This window comes from Paenibacillus larvae subsp. larvae (genome assembly GCF_002003265.1).
Lineage (GTDB): Bacteria > Bacillota > Bacilli > Paenibacillales > NBRC-103111 > Paenibacillus_H > Paenibacillus_H larvae.
Genome location: NZ_CP019687.1, coordinates 1,203,809 through 1,221,356, shown reverse-complemented (window position 1 = coordinate 1,221,356; position 17,548 = coordinate 1,203,809). Strand labels below are relative to the sequence as shown.

19 protein-coding genes and 1 pseudogene are annotated in these 17,548 nt (G+C 42.1%); 8 read left to right on the top strand and 12 right to left on the bottom strand.

The window, feature by feature from the left end; genetic code table 11:
• The first annotated feature begins 81 nt into the window (after positions 1-81).
• Both BXP28_RS06180 and BXP28_RS22520 read left to right on the top strand, forming a co-directional pair.
• A complete protein-coding gene (locus BXP28_RS06180; RefSeq protein WP_036654329.1) occupies positions 82-1,035 on the top strand; it encodes a D-alanyl-D-alanine carboxypeptidase family protein in 954 nt (317 codons plus the stop codon).
• A gap of 60 nt (positions 1,036-1,095) precedes the next feature.
• The gene (locus BXP28_RS22520; protein ID WP_144029525.1) at positions 1,096-1,287 is read left to right on the top strand and encodes a hypothetical protein; all 192 of its coding nucleotides are present in this window, start codon (positions 1,096-1,098) and stop codon (positions 1,285-1,287) included.
• A 111-nt stretch (positions 1,288-1,398) separates the two neighbouring features.
• On the opposite strand, the gene BXP28_RS06175 is transcribed toward BXP28_RS22520, so the two are convergent.
• From BXP28_RS06175 to pfkB, 3 genes are read right to left on the bottom strand one after another with little or no spacing between them, the layout of a single operon-like run.
• Entirely contained in the window at positions 1,399-2,277 is an 879-nt protein-coding gene (locus BXP28_RS06175; RefSeq protein WP_023483518.1) for a tagatose bisphosphate family class II aldolase, read from the bottom strand.
• A 57-nt stretch (positions 2,278-2,334) separates the two neighbouring features.
• Positions 2,335-3,768, bottom strand: coding sequence for a PTS fructose transporter subunit IIC (locus tag BXP28_RS06170; protein WP_023483519.1), 1,434 nt, complete (start codon positions 3,766-3,768; stop codon positions 2,335-2,337).
• Positions 3,768-4,697, bottom strand: a complete 930-nt coding sequence (gene pfkB, locus BXP28_RS06165) for a 1-phosphofructokinase (RefSeq protein ID WP_024093975.1) — start codon at positions 4,695-4,697, stop codon at positions 3,768-3,770. The genes BXP28_RS06170 and pfkB overlap by 1 nt, the downstream gene beginning before the upstream one ends.
• 170 nt (positions 4,698-4,867) lie before the next feature.
• Here pfkB and BXP28_RS06160 point away from each other — a divergent pair, with 170 nt between their 5' ends.
• Together BXP28_RS06160 and BXP28_RS06155 are read left to right on the top strand one after the other, a co-directional pair.
• Positions 4,868-5,650 (top strand): MurR/RpiR family transcriptional regulator, encoded by a 783-nt coding sequence (locus BXP28_RS06160; protein WP_023483521.1) that lies wholly within the window; start codon positions 4,868-4,870, stop codon positions 5,648-5,650.
• A gap of 82 nt (positions 5,651-5,732) precedes the next feature.
• On the top strand, positions 5,733-6,290 hold the full coding sequence (locus BXP28_RS06155) for an NUDIX hydrolase (RefSeq protein WP_023483522.1): 558 nt from the start codon (positions 5,733-5,735) through the stop codon (positions 6,288-6,290).
• Here the strand turns inward: BXP28_RS06155 and BXP28_RS06150 are convergent.
• The 7 genes and pseudogenes from BXP28_RS06150 to BXP28_RS06115 all read right to left on the bottom strand — a co-directional run bounded on the left by BXP28_RS06150 (position 6,285) and on the right by BXP28_RS06115 (position 11,668).
• Positions 6,285-6,689, bottom strand: a complete 405-nt coding sequence (locus BXP28_RS06150) for a DMT family transporter (RefSeq protein WP_024093977.1) — start codon at positions 6,687-6,689, stop codon at positions 6,285-6,287. The genes BXP28_RS06155 and BXP28_RS06150 overlap by 6 nt on opposite strands.
• A complete protein-coding gene (locus BXP28_RS06145; protein ID WP_036654326.1) occupies positions 6,682-7,014 on the bottom strand; it encodes a DMT family transporter in 333 nt (110 codons plus the stop codon). The genes BXP28_RS06150 and BXP28_RS06145 overlap by 8 nt, the downstream gene beginning before the upstream one ends.
• 5 nt (positions 7,015-7,019) lie before the next feature.
• Positions 7,020-7,559 carry a TetR/AcrR family transcriptional regulator gene (locus BXP28_RS06140; protein WP_036654324.1) on the bottom strand — a complete coding sequence of 180 codons (540 nt, stop codon included), beginning with the start codon at positions 7,557-7,559 and terminating at the stop codon, positions 7,020-7,022.
• A 1,037-nt stretch (positions 7,560-8,596) separates the two neighbouring features.
• Positions 8,597-9,355 carry a YheC/YheD family protein gene (locus tag BXP28_RS06130; RefSeq protein WP_023483525.1) on the bottom strand — a complete coding sequence of 253 codons (759 nt, stop codon included), beginning with the start codon at positions 9,353-9,355 and terminating at the stop codon, positions 8,597-8,599.
• A gap of 368 nt (positions 9,356-9,723) precedes the next feature.
• Positions 9,724-10,779 (bottom strand): annotated as a pseudogene (locus BXP28_RS06125) (site-specific integrase).
• 54 nt (positions 10,780-10,833) lie between these two features.
• Entirely contained in the window at positions 10,834-11,358 is a 525-nt protein-coding gene (locus BXP28_RS06120; protein ID WP_051427843.1) for a helix-turn-helix domain-containing protein, read from the bottom strand.
• A gap of 139 nt (positions 11,359-11,497) precedes the next feature.
• On the bottom strand, positions 11,498-11,668 hold the full coding sequence (locus BXP28_RS06115) for a helix-turn-helix domain-containing protein (RefSeq protein ID WP_158225778.1): 171 nt from the start codon (positions 11,666-11,668) through the stop codon (positions 11,498-11,500).
• Between the two features lie 202 nt (positions 11,669-11,870).
• Between BXP28_RS06115 and BXP28_RS06110 the strand changes: the two genes are divergently transcribed.
• The 4 genes from BXP28_RS06110 to BXP28_RS25540 all read left to right on the top strand — a co-directional run bounded on the left by BXP28_RS06110 (position 11,871) and on the right by BXP28_RS25540 (position 15,517).
• The gene (locus tag BXP28_RS06110) at positions 11,871-12,410 is read left to right on the top strand and encodes a hypothetical protein (protein WP_077584964.1); all 540 of its coding nucleotides are present in this window, start codon (positions 11,871-11,873) and stop codon (positions 12,408-12,410) included.
• A gap of 2 nt (positions 12,411-12,412) precedes the next feature.
• The gene (locus BXP28_RS06105) at positions 12,413-13,945 is read left to right on the top strand and encodes a S8 family serine peptidase (RefSeq protein ID WP_077584963.1); all 1,533 of its coding nucleotides are present in this window, start codon (positions 12,413-12,415) and stop codon (positions 13,943-13,945) included.
• A gap of 453 nt (positions 13,946-14,398) precedes the next feature.
• Positions 14,399-14,947, top strand: coding sequence for a hypothetical protein (locus BXP28_RS06100; protein ID WP_024093982.1), 549 nt, complete (start codon positions 14,399-14,401; stop codon positions 14,945-14,947).
• Positions 14,948-15,397: 450 nt separating this feature from the next.
• Positions 15,398-15,517, top strand: coding sequence for a YjcZ family sporulation protein (locus tag BXP28_RS25540; RefSeq protein WP_374049658.1), 120 nt, complete (start codon positions 15,398-15,400; stop codon positions 15,515-15,517).
• A gap of 74 nt (positions 15,518-15,591) precedes the next feature.
• On the opposite strand, the gene BXP28_RS06090 is transcribed toward BXP28_RS25540, so the two are convergent.
• Positions 15,592-15,795 (bottom strand): hypothetical protein, encoded by a 204-nt coding sequence (locus tag BXP28_RS06090; protein WP_024093984.1) that lies wholly within the window; start codon positions 15,793-15,795, stop codon positions 15,592-15,594.
• A 291-nt stretch (positions 15,796-16,086) separates the two neighbouring features.
• Positions 16,087-17,499 carry a golvesin C-terminal-like domain-containing protein gene (locus tag BXP28_RS06085; RefSeq protein WP_046655016.1) on the bottom strand — a complete coding sequence of 471 codons (1,413 nt, stop codon included), beginning with the start codon at positions 17,497-17,499 and terminating at the stop codon, positions 16,087-16,089.
• Positions 17,500-17,548 lie beyond the last annotated feature (49 nt).

Sequence of the window (17,548 nt, the reverse complement as noted above, 5' to 3'; positions counted from 1 at the left end):
ATGTTCAGCTTTTATTCAAGGTTTGGAAATTTCCCTGTCAATATAAAAATAACAGCCGCCCTGTGTATGGAGGATTTTTGTATGAAGCGTAAAAAGAAGAAACGCGGTTTTGGCCTGATTTTATTGGTCTGTATACTTATGGGAGGAGCATGGGCTGCTGCAAATTGGGGCCATAGTAAAACGCTGGCAAAGTCGGCCTGGAACTATGTGACCACCTCTTCCAGTAACCGGAGCTTTGCCTTGAATGAAATTGCCGGGGAAGCGGCCTTTGTTATGGACCTGGATTCGGGTGAGACACTTTTTTATAAAAACGAAAACAAAAAAATGTATCCGGCCAGTACGACAAAAATTTTGTCTGCTCTAGTGGCGTTGGAAAAAGGTAACCCGAATGATGTCATTACAGTGGGGGATGAAGTGAATCTGAAGACGGCCGGGGAAAGTTCAGCCGGCCTTGTACAAGGACAGAAGCTTAAACTTCGTGATCTGATTGCCGGTATGATGCTGCCTTCCGGGAATGATGCGGCTCGCACAGTTTCCAGATATGTGGCCAACCGGGATAAAGGCAAAAACATCTCGGCGGATGAAGCCAATGTTTATTTCGCCGGATTAATGAATAAAAAAGCCAAGGAAATTGGGGCAACGAAGTCCCATTTCGTAAATTCCCATGGCCTTCATGATCCGGAGCATTATTCTACTGTACATGACATGGCGCTTATCGCCAAGGAAGCCATGAAGAATGAATTATTCCGGAATATTGTGAGCAAGGAATCTTATACGACGGCGGCAGCTAAACCAGCCCAAACTTATGTGAACCGGAACAAATTGCTGCTTCAGGATAACCCGGTCTATTACAGCGGAGTAAATGGAATCAAAACGGGTTTTACGGATGAAGCAGGCTATTGCCTGGTTTCTTCTGCAAGGAAGAACGGGAAAAATCTGATTTCGGTTGTCTTTCATTCCGGCAGGGACAACGTATGGACAGATTCCCAAAAACTCCTGGATTATGGATTTGATAAGTTGATGGTCCAAAAGTAAGCAAAGGTGAAATTGTCATTCCTGCTTTTTTCTGTTACTATTTGGGGGAATGGATGCAGGATGGAGACGATAATAAATATGAGCGGGAAGTGGACAACCCTTTGTTTGGTTATACTTGGGCTGGTTTCTTTCTTTGTGCTGCTTATGGGCTTTCAGGCAGGCCTTGTATCTTTGGCGGCCCCTGTGGTATGTATTATGCTTGCAATCGTACTGGAGGAACGCAGGCGTAAACGGCAGAATAAGGGAAAGTAGCTCCCTGTAAGGAGGAGCAGCGCTGAAAACAAGAACTTTTTTCCTTTATCAGACATACTTTCTTTATACGAAAAAGAGGCGGTTTCCCGCCTCTTTTTTGTCTTCACCGGATCAGTACCGGCCTTCACTCATGCACATCTGAATCTTTTCCGCAACGACCTGTTTCATAGCTTGTTTTGCAGGGGCCATATATTTACGGGGGTCATTCGCTTCAGGATGTTCCATCAAATATTGCCTTAAGGCACCCGAAAAAGGTATTTTCAGCTCAGTTGCTATGTTGACTTTGCAGCATCCAAGCCCGATACAGCGCCGCACGTCGGCAGCCGGAATACCGGAAGCTCCATGCAGAACAAGGGGAATATCCACTATCTTCCGGATGTCGGCAAGCCGTTCAAAATCCAGCTTTGGTTCGGATTTGTACAGCCCATGGGCCGTGCCGATCGCAACAGCTAATGAATCGATCCCGGTTTGCTCAACAAAGGTTTGAGCAGAAGCCGGATCTGTGTAAAAGGAATCGGCTACATCCACAACCAGGTCATCTTCCTGACCGCCCAGCCTTCCGAGTTCAGCTTCAACGGTAGCATCATGGGCATGGGCATATTCTACTACCTCATTTACAATTGCAATATTATCCTGAAATGGATGGTGGGAAGCGTCAATCATGACCGACCGGGTGCCCAATTCGACAGATGCCTGTATATCTTCGAGTGTCTCATGGTGATCAAGATGCAGAGCAATCGGTACAGTGCTTCTGCGTGCAGCTGCTTCCACGATAGCTTGTATATAGTCTCTTCCTCCGTAGTTGAAGGTACCCGGTGTTGCAGCCAGGATAACAGGGGACCTTAACTCTTCGGCCGTCTCCACGATAACCTGGATGGTTTCCAGATTGTGAATGTTAAATGCCGGAACAGCGTACTGATGCTGCTGGGCATGAAGAAGCATGTGTTTCGTGTTTTGAACGGTACGGATTTGTTGAACTTGATTAGTCATGAGCAGGACCTACTTTCTGTATGATTTCTCTTTAAACTCTAATCCCGATGGTTCTGGTTAAGCCTTTCCTGATGCGGTTGATAACTGCTTGTTTTTCTCATAAGAGCGTTTGCGGGAGAATCCGTAAAGGACAGCTCCAATCAGGGAACCTGCCAAAATGGCGATGACCCATTGAAATGCTCCGTTCACGACAGGGAGAATAAGGAATCCGCCATGAGGCGCCGGGACCTGAATTTTCATCAGATATGTGAGAATAGCTGAAATGGAGCAGCTGACCATAAGTACCGGAATGACAACGATCGGATTTTTGGCCGCAAAAGGAATAGCGCCTTCCGTAATATGGGTGGAGCCTAGAATGAAGTTAACCAGACCGGCATTTCTTTCCTGTGCATCAAAATATTTTCTAAAGAATACGGTTGCAAAAGCGATAACCAGCGGAGGTGTGATACAAGCAGCCGATACACCCGCCATAAAATACATATTTCCTTCAGCAAGCAATGCCGTACCGGTGACATAAGCGGCTTTATTTACCGGACCTCCCATGTCAAAGGCGCACATTGAGCCAACAATCAATCCCAGTAAAACCGGGTTGGCATCCTGGAAACCGGACAAAAAGTTTTTCAGTGATTCATTGATACCATTCATCGGCTCTACAATCCAGAACATCAACAAGGCAATGAATAAAATACCGAAGACCGGATAAAGAAAGATTGATTTAAGTCCGTCTAGGGACTGGGGGAGCTTCTTAAATGCTTTGGATAACAGGTAGACGGTAAATCCGCCCAGGAAACCGGCAACAATTCCTCCGAGGAAACCGGCCCCTCCAGTGTTTGCAATCATACCTCCGACAAAACCGACAACAAGTCCGGGACGTTTACCAATAGATTCGGCTATGAAAGCGGCCAGGACGGGAACCATTAATCCGAAGGCAACTTGTCCGGCTTTCATCAGAAATGCGGCTGTCTGATTATATGTTTCATGGTTGGGATCCGCGGAGTGAATCCCGAACAGAAATGAAAGGGCAATCAGTACTCCCCCGCCCACCACAAAAGGAAGCATGTAGGAGACACCATTCATGATATGCTTATAGATTTGGCGTCCGAAGGATGAGGAATCGGGTGTCGCATCCTCTTGAACTTGTACGCTTTGAGCGGGGAACGAGGCTGATTTATAAGGCTTGCCTTTTCCGTCAAGGATCGTTTGAATCAATTGCTCAGCGCCTTTAATGGCCTTGGCTACAGGGACATCAACAGCAGGTTTGCCGATAAAACGGTCTGCCTGGACATCCTTATCCGCGGCGATAATAACACCGTCCGCTTCTTGAATTTCCTTAGTGGTAATCTCATTCTCCACTCCCACTTGGCCGTGGGTTTCCACTTTTATTTCCACATCCAGCTTTTTTGCAGCCCGTTTTAAGGCTTCTTCAGCCATAAACGTATGGGCAATTCCAGTAGGGCAACCTGTAACAGCAATAATTTTTTTCTTAGCCATTAGACTCTCTCCTTTGAATGATGTACAAATAGTTGAATGTCGTTCATTAAGAATGGCACATCATGAAAATTGGTAAGTCCTTTGGAAAAAGCGGTGGAAGCTCCAGCTGCCGAGGCAAAGCGAAGGGCTGCTTCCTCTTTTTCTCCTGATAATAATTTGGCTATGAAGCTGGCTAAAAGAGTGTCTCCGGCACAAGCGGTATTCACCACCTCCCCTTGAACGGAAGAGACCTCAATTACTTTATCCTTATTGATAAAGACCGAGCCCTGGTCTCCCCTGGATATTAAAATCTGCCGAGCTCCTTTCTCCAGCATTTGCTTGCCGCGTCTTATAAGCTCCTCTTTCGACAAAGACGATTGGCCAAACCAACTGCTGAGTTCTTCATCGTTAGGTTTAATGAGATAAGGGTGATAAGGCAGGCAATCCAGTACTTTTTGCGAGCTGATATCCAGAATTAGTTTAATTCCCCGTTCATAGGAGATCTTTGCAATATCCACATAAACGCTATCACTCATGCCAAGCGGAAGACTGCCGGATACAAAAAGAAGGCTTCCTTCCGGAATGCTGCGGATTTTATCAAGCATAGCCGTTGTTTTAGCAGGCCGGATAACCGGTCCGCGATTGACAATTTTAAACTCTTCAGGACCGTGGACAAAGACATTCACTCTTGTTATGCCGTCCACCTCAATAAAATCGGTCTGAACCCCTTTTTTTCTCAGCTCATCTTGTATATAATGTCCGGTGAACCCGGCAATGAAGCCAAGAGCTGTACTTTGTATGCCAAGCATGTTCAGCACGAAGGAAATGTTGATTCCTTTTCCGTTTGCCTGGTAATCTTCATCATTAGTGCGGTTTACTATATTTGGTTTTAAATCCTCAAGAGCCACAAATAAGTCGATGGCGGGATTTAAAGTGCAGGTATAAATCAAGATGTTCCCCCCCTTGCTTAAGACTGTTTTTCTATTGCCGCTTGCTGCACTTTTATTATGGCACAGCCTGGAGAAGCTATGTTTACAGGGTGTGTAAATGTTTACATCACCAAAATCGCAAGGTAGTACCTACACATACAAACATAAGGAAAAGGGGCCAAAGAAGAGGTATGCAGAATCCCATTTTTCAAATACCGCCGGAGACTTACCAGCAGCTCAGCGACTCGGAACGCCATCTATTGGATTTTATCTATAAGAATCTGCCCCGCATGAGCGAACTGTCCATTCTTAAACTGAGCGAAGAGGCGAGTGTTTCGACTGCAACCATTGTTCGGCTGATGAAGAAGCTGGGGTTTGATGGATATACATCATTTAAATACAGCATTAAAAACAACAGTCATGCAATGGAAGATGAGCCGATTAAAGCATCGGTGGATACACAAATTCGGGAAGCGATCCGAAAAAATGAACTAGAAGTGATCCAGACTATTCAAATGCTGGATACCCGCCAGCTGGAAAAGGCGATTCAGGAGATTTACAAGGCGAGCAAAGTATACGTATTTGCCAGGGGTTTTTCTGAATTCATTGGAACAGAACTGACAGTAAAGCTGCAGTTAATGGGTAAAAATTGTGAAATGCACAACGATCCTAACATTATCCGCGTTATCTCCCGGAAGCTGGTCAAAGACGATGTGGTACTGTTTGTTTCTCTAAACGGGGAGACCGGTGAACTGGTGGAGGCCTGCAAAAATTTCAAAATTAAGGAGATTCCGACCATCACCCTGACCACCCGGATCGATTCCAGCCTGGCCAGGCTTTCTGACATAGTCATTGTCGGTTACAAGGGGGAACAGTCCTTTTTTCCGGAATATGAAGTCCGTTCCAGACTTCCGCTGCATGTATTATCGCGGGTGCTGCTGGACGCTTATGTCATTCGACTGAATAACCATTAAACATCATTTTAGTCTCCTTTGGACAAAAAGTGACGGGAACAAAAATTTTTACCATCCTTAAAATGATGGAGAGGATAGAGCTATGATTACATACAATATTTGTTTTATCAGAAGAGGCGATCAAATTCTGCTTTTAAACCGGCAAAAGTCTTCCTGGATGGGAGCCTGGAATGGTATTGGCGGGAAAATTGAGCAGGGGGAAAGCCCTGTGGAATCAGTAAGAAGAGAAGTATTAGAGGAAACAGGTCTTTTCCTGCAGCCGGATAAATTTGAATGTAAGGGTTTGGTCACTTGGCTTGGTGATGACCGGAAATTGGGAGGGATGTACCTGTATAAAGCTTGTCTGGATAAGTCCGTTACTTATGAAACGCCGCTAAAAACAAGAGAGGGAATACTCGATTGGAAAGATATAACCTGGATTCTCCATCCGGAGAATAGGGGGGTAGCTGTGAATATTCCGGAATATCTTCCATATTTGCTTGAAGAGAAGGGATGCTTTATCCATCATTGCAACTTTAGGGGTTACCAGCTTGTGAATGTTAATTCCAGACCTGTTTCGCCGGAAATAGAGACAGATAAGAACTTGCTGGAACAGGAATTGCTGGATATCGCAGGAGTGAACGGACAGAGGGGCTTATAACCCGTCTGCCCGTGGAGATCCCGGTGAAGCCTGGTCTTCATCCGGCCCTTTTTCTTTGGATTTATTCAAAAAAAATACTCCGCCAATAATGAACAAAAGACCGAAGACAGCTATGACATTTAATGACTCCCGAAAAACAACAACACTGATTAGAGCGGTCAATGCCGTTCCGGCTCCTGCCCAAGTAGCATAGGCCAAACTCATGGATAAGTAGCGAAGGCAAAGGCTCAGGCAGTAAAAAGCAATGCTAAACCCAGCTATTATCCCCAAAGTCGGAAGGAAAACGGTAAAACCATCCGAGAATTTAAGCATAGTAGTCCCAAAGACTTCAGATATGATGGAGCACGTTAGAAATAAATAGCCAAATAAAGAACGTTTTTGAGCAGGATGTTTATCCATGAGAAGCAACCCCCGAAAGATTTAAAATAAAAACTCCACAGACAATGAGGACAAGACCTAGGAGAGACCGCTTGGTCAGCGACTCTTTAAAGAAAAAATAATCTACCAGAACGGTCAGCGACGTCCCGAGACCTGCCCAGGTGGCATATGCGAGATTAAGAGGTAAATAAGTTAAAGACTTGGAAAAGAAGTAAAAGGCGGAACCATACCCGAATACAACCAGGACAGCAGGCAGCCATTTCGTAAATCCTTTAGATAATTTCAACATGGTGGCTCCAAACATTTCTAAGGTAAGCGATACTGCTAAAGTTAGATATCCTATCATGATGTTCAGTTCTCCTTAGATAATCGAATCAATTCTTCAAGCACTTTTGACCGCATGTAAGGCTCCAGAGGATCTAATCCAAACAATTCGGAAAACCATAGCCCGTCAGAGGCCAACCGGATTAGATTGCTTTTTAATGGATCAATTCCATCATCTTCGAGCCTTTTCCGTAAATGGCCGTAAGTCTGCTTTAAAGGTTCGAGCGAATCAGGAGAAGTGGCAATACCCGCCAGCAAAGCGGGGAAAATATCTTTGTCCCCCTCCACTTGATTGAAGGTTTCAATGGCATATGCCCGGGACCAATTCCCCCGGGATTCCTTATCCTGACGGCTTAGGGCTTCTACATTCTTCAAGTACTTTTCATCCATGTGAGTAATCATTTCTTGGATCAGGGCTTCTTTGCTCGGAAAATGATAAAGCAGTCCTCCTTTACTTACCCTCGCTTCTTTGGCTACAGCGTCTAAAGTTAAATGTACGGCTCCGAGTTCCTTAACAATGCGGCAGGCCGCATCCAGAATATGCTGGCGCTTGGATGGGGCAGACATCAATAATTCCTCCTTGAAAAATAAATCAAACATAGTATACCGTCTGGACGGTAGATAATCAATGGAAATTTATGTAGTGTTTATTCTTCCCGAAAAGAGGCGATAGTTTGAATGAGAGATCTCATAAATAAGTGGTCGATTTTGAAGGGAACCGTTTACGGGCATGCATGCGGAACCTTATTTGATGCTTGTCATTGTCAGAAAAAAATTGAACAAGATGTGAATAATTGTTGAACTTTTCGTGAATTTAGAATAAAATAGAAACAGAGGATATATATGGTATAAATGGAACAAGTGCCTAATGATAAATTGAGGTGAGCTATCAATGAAACGTCTCCCTTATTACCAATGAACCGTACTTGTATTTTGTTCTCCGCTGCCATTTTTGTACCAAAACTACTATACAAATATCTGGTTCTATACACTGGTATTTGCTCTTCCTTTGCTTGCTTTGACTACCCGGATGTTTCTGATGGGGGCTGCCTTGTCAATGGCGGTTTCCTTTAGTCTGGCTGCAATGTTTCCGGAACCTTTCTCGGCTTTTCATTCTTCTGCGTTTGAGGCTTGGGTAATTGCCGCATTTTTGTCTCTGATGTTTGTTATGTTTCAATTTTTCGTATACTTATGTAAACTACTTTTCATCGCTGTATTAGACCATCATAGGCGTCTTGTCTGATCCAGGGGATCGGAAGAAGGTTATATCTGGTTATACAGATTTAAAAAAGATGGAATACCCTTTGGGCTTCCGTCTTTTTTAAATATAGAGGGTACTTGGGATTTTATAAAAACCCCCATTATCGTTCGGCAAATGCTGTATTAGTAATCGTGCCAAATTGATTTCTATATGGCAATTATTTTGGGTTCCATACTAATAATAGATTCACGCCAACATTTTACTTTTGAAATGTTGGCGTGAATCTAAAAAAGACAGAACCGGAGGGATCACTTAGCCATACTCTTTAGTAAGAGGGTTCACCGCATGTTCCGGTTTCGTGATTCTAATAAAAGTGGAGATTCACACCAATTCCGGAGAACTTTTATTTATTATTATAAGCTTTGGAATATAGCTTCATTGTTTTATAAATGGACTTATCTTTTAGAATTTTAAATCCGTAAATAGCAGGGAGGGTATTTACTTCCAATATCCATGGGTGATGATCTGTATCCACCGCAATGTCCACGCCGATTTCTTTTAAATTGGGATATTTGGTCTGAAGTTGCTTTGCACATTTTACTCCTATTTTCTTGATAAATGTAATAAAACTATGTTTTTCTTTTGGCATATGCTTAGCTAATAATTTTTCCACCGGAACAGCCTTTCCGCCGCTTTTCACGTTAGTTACGGCTCTTTTCGGATCCGCAGTTCGTCCAATAACACCCGTTGCTTCCCAGTTTTCGGATGGACTCAATTGGACCATGACACGCAGGTCAAATGGAACACCTTTATAACGGAGCATATAAATTCCTTTTTGAATCAGGAACTGTCTGGAATAAGCTTTTAGATGGCCTTCGATTGCATCGCTTAGTTCATCGAATGTTTCGCATTGGTGAACGTTTTTCTTATAGTGATACTTGTACGTTACGATTGGTCCGTTTAATTGCTCTGCCCGGATTATCCCTTTGCCTCCATACCCTTTCTCCGGCTTAATGTAAACCATTCCATATTGCTCCAGCATCTCCTCAAGCTTATCTTTACTGTACTTAAAAGTGGCAGGAAGATATTTTTTCAACAGTTTCTCGTCAAGTAGAATCTTATGTTTTTCCCATTTGCTTGCTATACGCTTTCTATGGTTCATCCCTTTACCTCCCTGAAGATAGATGTCATAGCATATGCGGTATTGGTCTATATCGTATGTGCGTCTGTCATGGGCCTAAGATTCTAAGTGGATTATAAAGCGGAATATTTCCCTTAAGTGCTGCCTGCTAAACCCGGGGAAATCGGTTATTTCCTTACTTAAAGGCTGAGCACTAGCGCCCATAAAGCAGAACCTTTGCCGAATGAAGGGATTTCCTATAACAATCTAAAAGGCTCCCGGGTCAGGTACATGTGGAGTGTGCAGTTTTCCTGATTTATAAAGGTTTCTAATGGGGTGTAATTTTGCTTGAGGACGAATTGGGGACGAAAGAATCCTAATAAAAACGGCACGTGGGCAGTGTGTCGTTTTTATTGCTTTCCGTTGGATTTTCTGAAAAAAAGTACATTCTCGAACTTGTTGGCAGCTTCCTTATCAGCTGATTGAAGAGCGTGGCCGTATACGTTCATGGTGGTGGTTAGGCTGGCATGGCCCAGGCGCTCAGATATGATTTTTGCATGCACTCCCTGGTTGATAAGCAGGGTGCCGATGTGTGACGCAGATCGTGAAAGCGAATATGGCGCAGGTTATTCTTTTTCAGAAATTCTTCCACGACTGAATCAGGTAAAGAGATTGTTCTTTTGGATTTTTTGGTTTTAGGTTCTATGATAATCGGCTTGCCGTTTAAGGCCATCGTAATGCTCTGTTTAACGTCAATTGTTCCTTTCTCCAGGTTAACGTGCCCCCACTCGAGGCCGACCAGTTCGCCTCGGCGCAAACCGGTTGTCGGGGCTAACGTGATCATTATTCGCCAATTTTTCTAAGGCCTGGAACAATTCTGCGACTTCATTTTCATCGTAGACCTCAACCTCTTTATGTGCGACTTTCGGCCTTTTCACCTCTGCGACTGGATTCCCTTTGATGATTTTCCACTCGTTCGCCCGCGAAAAAATGTTTTTCAGAACGCGGTACACATAATGGATTGTTCCAGAAGCAAGTTTTCCATCCTTACCGTCTAAACGGTCACCTTCGTTCAGATCGGTCAGAAATTGTACAATGTGAAACGGTTTGATCTGATCCAGACGCTTACTTCCGAAAACAGGTAAAATTCGTAGGTTAATAAATCGCATGTGAACGGCTAACGTTTTAGGGCTTAATTCTTTTACGGCGTATTTGGTTCGCCAATCTTCGACAAAGACCCCAAATGTCATTTTCTCAGGAGCAATATATTCCCCTGCCTCAACTTCAATTTTAAATTTGTGCAACTCCGTCTCCAGATATTCTCTAAGCTTCTTCGTTGTCCTCAATAAAGCTTGGTCTTCCACTCTTATAGTTCGGGTTCTTTTTACACGTTTACCCTTAGAATCGTATCCTACCTCTACTATAAGTCGCCATGAGTTTGTACCACGTTTTTCAATGGATGCCATTTTAGTTCCTTCCTAATGGAACGTATGTTCTGTTTTTATGTATAGTAAACAGCCTTACAGCTGGAAAGCGCCAAAAGATAATACGGGTTCAATTACGTTGAGTGGGTCAAAGTAAATTAAATATTGTTCATGCTGTGTGCATACACCGTATTTATCCCGGTAATAGTCAATTGCATCTTGTAAAAACTCTTCTGTCACGCCTAGGTAATCAGCGATCTCATACCTATTTCGTAGGCAGGCTTTGTGGGCTTGTACAATTGCGGACAGTGGGATGAGCTTTCTATACCCCCATCGCCTACCAGTCAATTCCTGTTTGCGTTTACATAAATTTGATTGGTCGGTAATGTTACCAGCAGCAGTTTGCTCGAAAGCAATCTGCTTATCCACATCTCTATCAAAATGGGAGTGAATGGGCTCATCCCACATGTTGTACTTAGCTAAAAATTCCGGGAACGACAAACCGAAAACTTCCATGATTTTATCAAGTGTATGCTCCGGAACAGGTTTAAGATCCAGTTCATAGCTGGAAATTTGTCTTTGATTCTCGTCTACCTGCTTACCTAATTCTTTTTGTGTCATATCTTGGCTCTGTCTCCCTAATTTTATCGCCCACCCAATTTCAGATACCGAGCCGCTGGATTATTCTCTGATGGAGTAACGGATTCGTCAGTTTCCCCTCTCCCAAGTAAATAGTCGGCAGACACATCAAAAATATCAGCTAAATTGCGCAGAACATCACTAGGAGGAATAGAACGCCCAGCTCATAACTGGATACGGTAGCCCGGTTTTTCATCTTAAGCATTTCCGCCAATTCATCTTGCGTAAGGCCTTTTTCTTCACGTAATTTTTTAATCCTTAGTCCCATTTGTTTTTTCTCAAGATTATTCAACATTATCACCTTTCAGAAAATTTTCATCAATGGGTGAAAAACTCTATGCTTTTTTAGACATTTTTAAAGTTATATTTTAAGTGTAAACGAAAGGAGGATTGATTTTTATGTAGGCACTAAAATGATTAGTCTTACATAGCAATAGGAAATTTAAAGGGATTTATTTGTAATTATATGAAAAGAAAACGAAGGAGAAGAAAAAATGAATAGTAGAACATTAACAGAACAAGATGAATATACCAACCTTATTGTAAAGTTTAAGGATGAGGTACTACAATCTACACCTCTAGTTTTAGAAGAAGAGAATATCTTGACCCAAGGTCATGTTGATTTTTTTAGTGACTTTTCTGGCTTGGAATTTAATCGTCTCATTTTTACAGTATCACCGGAAGATATAATTCAAGATTTGAAAACCTATAACCTACCCAAAGATTTGAGTTTATTTCATTATTATTCGATACAAGTTTCAAAAGATCAAGGAGATCCTCAGTCTATTGTGGACAGACTCAAACAATCTCCTTTTGTTGAAACGGCCTACATTGAAATGCCCCATGTTGAATTTGAAGGGTCGGATTCAGTTATTCCAAAGGACGATCTAACGAAACATGGGGATGTATACGCTCAACCTGATCGTAATCCTCTATTCAAAAAAAAAGGGTACCTAAAAGCTGCCCCCATGGAATTGATGCCCGATATGCATGGACTATACCTGGAGGGGAAGGGGAAGGGATTACCTTTGTAGATATGGAAAATGGTTGGCTGCTGGATCATGAAGATCTAGTCGATCAGCAAATTACGCTCGTTACAGGCAGTATTAACCTTATTGACCAAGCAAGCCACGGTACTGCTGTTTTAGGAGAAGTTGTAGGAACTGATAATGAAATAGGTATTATTGGAGCTTCACCAAAAGCACGACCAAAAGTAACATCTACAACAAGAGCCAATGGCGTAGGAAGCATGGTCGATGCCATTGTAAGTGCAGTGCATGAGATGACCCCTGGGGATGTTCTTCTACTGGAAATGCAAGTTACGCCAGGAGGTGTCTTGGTTCCAATAGAATATGATCAAGATAAATTTGATGCCATTAAATATGCGGTAAATAAAGGTATTACAGTTGTGGAAGCAGGAGCAAATGGAAGTGTAAACCTGGATACTTTTACAAAGGACGGGAAGTATATTTTCAATCGAAACAGCCCAGATTTTAAAGATTCCGGTGCCATTATGGTAGGTGCAGGATCATCAGATACTTCTCATAATCGTTTATGGTTCTCTAATTACGGTAGCCGAATTGATGTGTATGCATGGGGTCAAAATGTAACCACCACAACCTCCAATGATAAGTATCCAAGTATAAAAAATTTATACACGGATGGCTTTAATGGAACCTCCAGTGCCTCTCCCATCATTGCAGGAGCAGCAGTGAACCTACAAGGGATTGCAAAAGCAAAGTTAGGAAAACCATTCACACCCAAGGAGGTAAGAGACCTGTTAAGTGACCAAGAAACAGGGACGCCATCGAATAACCCGTCTTCTGACAAAATAGGGGTTATGCCTGATCTAAAAGCGATTTTAAATAAATTAGGATTTACCCCAGCAACCTCAATAGTTTTACAAGCGACAGACATCCAAACCGATCGTGTGACTTTAAAGTGGAGTCCTTATGATTTTGATGAGAATCAAGAGCCAAAATATAACGTGTATTGCAATGGTGTTTTAGTACAAGGAGTTTTTGATCCGTTTACTACAATAAATCATTTACAACCCAATACCGAGTACACATTTAAAATTGCAGCTGCTGACGACAATTGGAACGTTTTGCAATTTAGTAATGAAATCAAGGTAAAAACAAAGCAAAATGAAGAAGAACTTAATGAAGTACAAATTGTAACTGCTTTAAATGATACAAGTGTTGTAGATTTAAATAGAAGTGATAGTGAGGTTACACTATGGAGTAATCATGGTGGGGATAATCAAAAATGGAAATTTGTATATGATAGAGATGCCTATCAAATAAAAAGTGTAAGTGATAAAAATCTAGTACTGGCTTGGAATGCTATCCCAAATTCCAAACAGGTTTTTGCTACACCTAATGAATATAAAGAAGAGCATTATTGGATCCTGGAAGCTACACGGGACGGCTATTACATTATTAAAAATAAAAAAGATCCGACTTTAGTATTGGATGTAGCAGATTATGAAACAGAAAATGGTTCAAAGATTATTGTATATAAACAAAATAATGGTAAAAATCAAAAATTTAAATTGAGAAAAGTATAAATGATTCTGGCATCTTTTTGGATGAATTCACTGCATTTATTTAGTTAATTTTATTTCGGCCGACCAGCAAATGCTGCGGCGGTTTTTATTGGTTGTGATTTTCACGTTTATTTAGTGAATTGGTTGTAGGCAAGATTGTCAATAAAAAATCAAAAAAGTTCTTGACAAAAGCTTTTTGCAACCATCTTACCCAAAAACCCATGTTTTTGCAACCAGTAGATACCTTACTTAATAATTGGTATAATATGGGTGTGAAGAAGCACCGCAGAAAGAGCCTTTGAGGAAGCACCTCAAGGCTCTTTTTATCTTTCTTGTCACATCGTTAATTTAAACTGCAAGAGATTTGGTTTTGTTGAATATACATTTTAAAGCGAATGAAAAAAACCATTGACTCACTATATCCATATATGTAAAATTAAGGGATAAAAATTATTTTTTAAGGAGATGGTGAGAATGTATCTGGTTAGATGGGGAAAAACAAAAAGCATTATTTTATCTATGGTATTTCTTATGGCCTTGACCTCTTTTATGAGTCTAGGTTTAAATCCCGTTGTAGCCGCTGAAAGAAGTGATTCACAAACAGAGTTGGTTGCGATTGTAGTAAAAGATAACTTGGAAAGAATCGGCGATTTGTTGAAGGTAAAAGATAAGCAAAAACTTAAGCAAGATCTGGAAGAGAACAATTTAGAACTTTCTGTACAAGATATTCAATCACAAGTAGATAATTTCAATACCATGTTACTTGGATTACAAGGACAAGATAAAAAAGAACAGTTGCTTAAAGCTTTACAGGAAGTTGAAAATGAGATTGTGAAAGCGGAACAAGCTGCAGGCGTAAGGACACTTGGGTGTTCTGCAGTTTTAGGAGGAATAGGGTTAGCCCACTCAACTGGATACTCAGTTCTAGCATATGCATTAGGAGTATCTGGTCCCCTTGGTATAGGAGTTGCAGCAGGAGCTGGAGCATTATATTATTTAGGTAGTTTAGCTTGTCCTAATTAAAGGTGGAGAAAATGGGTATTCTTAAGAAGTATGAATTATCTTTCACACAATTATTTTTTCTGATTTTTTTCTCTTACCTCATAACGTCAAGATTTACAAGTAATATACCTAGATATGTTTTAGTTGTTCTATTCATCACTGTACTTAACATTTACATGGAAACCTTGTTCAATAAAAAACATACACGAGAACAAAAAGCGATTTGGTTCACTGTAGCTACACTGCCCTTTAATGTATGTATTGTATTTTTGTATATAATTTATTTTGCTTAGCACAAGCAATACAAAAAGAGCGCTCAGGGTTAATCTCCTAGATGCTCGCGGGCAATGTACAAAGAAATAGCTCCCTTACAAGTCCACAGCCCTTTTCTAAAACAGGCTCCAACAGTCCAATCAAGACCTGGCTCTTATCATACAATGATATTGAGCCTAAAAGAATGGAGTGTTACTCGTGAGCTCATCTTGTGGAGGATACGGCGGTTCATGTTACGGAGGGTTGTTCACGAATACAGGAGCTATTTTAGTCCTGTTCATTTTATTGGTTATTGTTTCTCGGACCTTTTTGTATTAAACAAGTGTGGGAGAAATAGGATAACCTGCCTTTGTGGCAGGTTATTTTTGTCAAAATAAAAAGCCCCGAAGGGCTTATTTAAATAACTTCTTAATCATACCCCAGAAACTTACTGTTGTTTTGTTATAGACTTTATTTCGGGCTGCTTTTTTAGGATTCCTTACAGCGCCATATCCCCACGGCATCTTTATACCTGCCCGATGGACCGCCTGGCGGTTAATGCTTGTCCGGGTGGATATTGATTTCTTGATGCTTGGCTTACGTACTCCAAATTTCATATGATGGCCGTCCTTTCTAATCAATTACCTTTTCCATAACCTCAGTACAATTCTAAGGTATGAGAGCTAAAAAGCAATACCTTTCCTTTATTTTTTTTGTGAAAGATTCCCTCCCCATTGGGGACAAATTGGGGACGGAATGTACTCGGAATCACCATAAATCACTCGGATACGAACAGATGCGAACAAGAAAAACCCTTATAGATCAAGGGTTTTTAAGATGTACGTAGATATATTAGGGGTGGTTGCGCTCCCGGGTCAGGAGTCTTTTTTATTACCGTTTTACTATCCTCACAGATCTGCCAATACGTATCCAGCCGCCGATGTCCATCTCGATACTCCGATCAAGTTCTCGTCTCCTGCTGACAAGGTAAATGCACCGATGTGGTTCCATTTGCCGCCGTTCTGTGTCTGGTCAACCCGGACGGTCTGATTACCGATAGTTGTCTTGATAATAAAAGGGGTGGAAGGGTTATATCCGCTGTTTGCCGGCCACCAGGCATAAACGTTATAAGTACCGGCTGATGGAACATTGACTTTAAACCAGGCGACATCACTGATTTGCATATTAGGAGCAGCAAATGCATAATCAGCACCGTAACGTTGTGCACTCCAGTTTGAAGTGCCCCAATTGGAGCTGGCAGTAAAGCGCCCGGACGTGGCGTTATCGACTGTAACTGATACCGTGGACGGATTAACTAAAGACATGTAATAATTCCAATCCCAATTAGGTCCAGGATCAGTATGGTCATTTCCGGGAATTTCAGGGTGTCCCTGAATGTGGGCACGGTCTTTAGGTATGCCGTATTTGTCGCACAAATAAGGAGTCAGTTTAGCAGAGGAACGGTACATGGTATCCGTATACCAAGAGGGATTATCAATATATCCTTCGTGTTCTATTCCAATGGAATAAGAGTTGGCTTCTCTGGCGTGATAGGCAATGTCTTTATCTCGCACCATTTGGGTAATATCCCCGTCAGAAGGCCGATCTGCTGTTCGGTAATTTCCACTGTATGCCGGTACCCAGTGCGCTTCTGGATAATCCGTAGACAAGACAGAAAAGCTGTTATCCTGAACGGATTCATATTCTCCGCGGTTTGGTATTACGGCAATGGGCTGAATGAACATATCTGAATCATCTATCACAAGAGAGACGCCCCGGTTCATGATACGGTATATTTCATCGGCATATTCCCTTGCTAATCGTTTGTCAACAATACTACTGTATTTTGCGGTTGCAGTGTACCAGTCGGCAAGTGAGGCGGGCAGCTTACCCCCATGTTCGTCTTTGGCGATATCCGCAAGCACAGCTGCTGCACCAAGGATATTCTGCTCCTTATCCTTTTGAAGAACAGATGGGGAAGTGTCCAGCAAGCGGCTTGCTTGCAAGAGAGTCTGATTCTCCGGATTATCGGCCAGATGCATGATTCCGAAGCTGTTCATTTGACTTGGAAGTCCGCCATGATCGTCCCACCTCGTTTCTGCATAACCCACAGCCAGAAGAAGTTTAAGAGGAACCTGATAAGTTTCTGAGGCAGTTACAAAATACTGATACAGCGGCCCCGGCTTGTAACGCTGATCAGGCTTGGCGGCTGAAACAGCTCCGCGGTAAACCGAAGCAGTTGACAAACAAAGAACAAGAACCAAAAAAGGAATGGTTACCAGTCTTAACCATTTGCTGGCGGTTAAATATTCATGTTTCATCACAGATCCCTCACTTTTCAGTTTTATAGAGACCACTAACTACATCCAT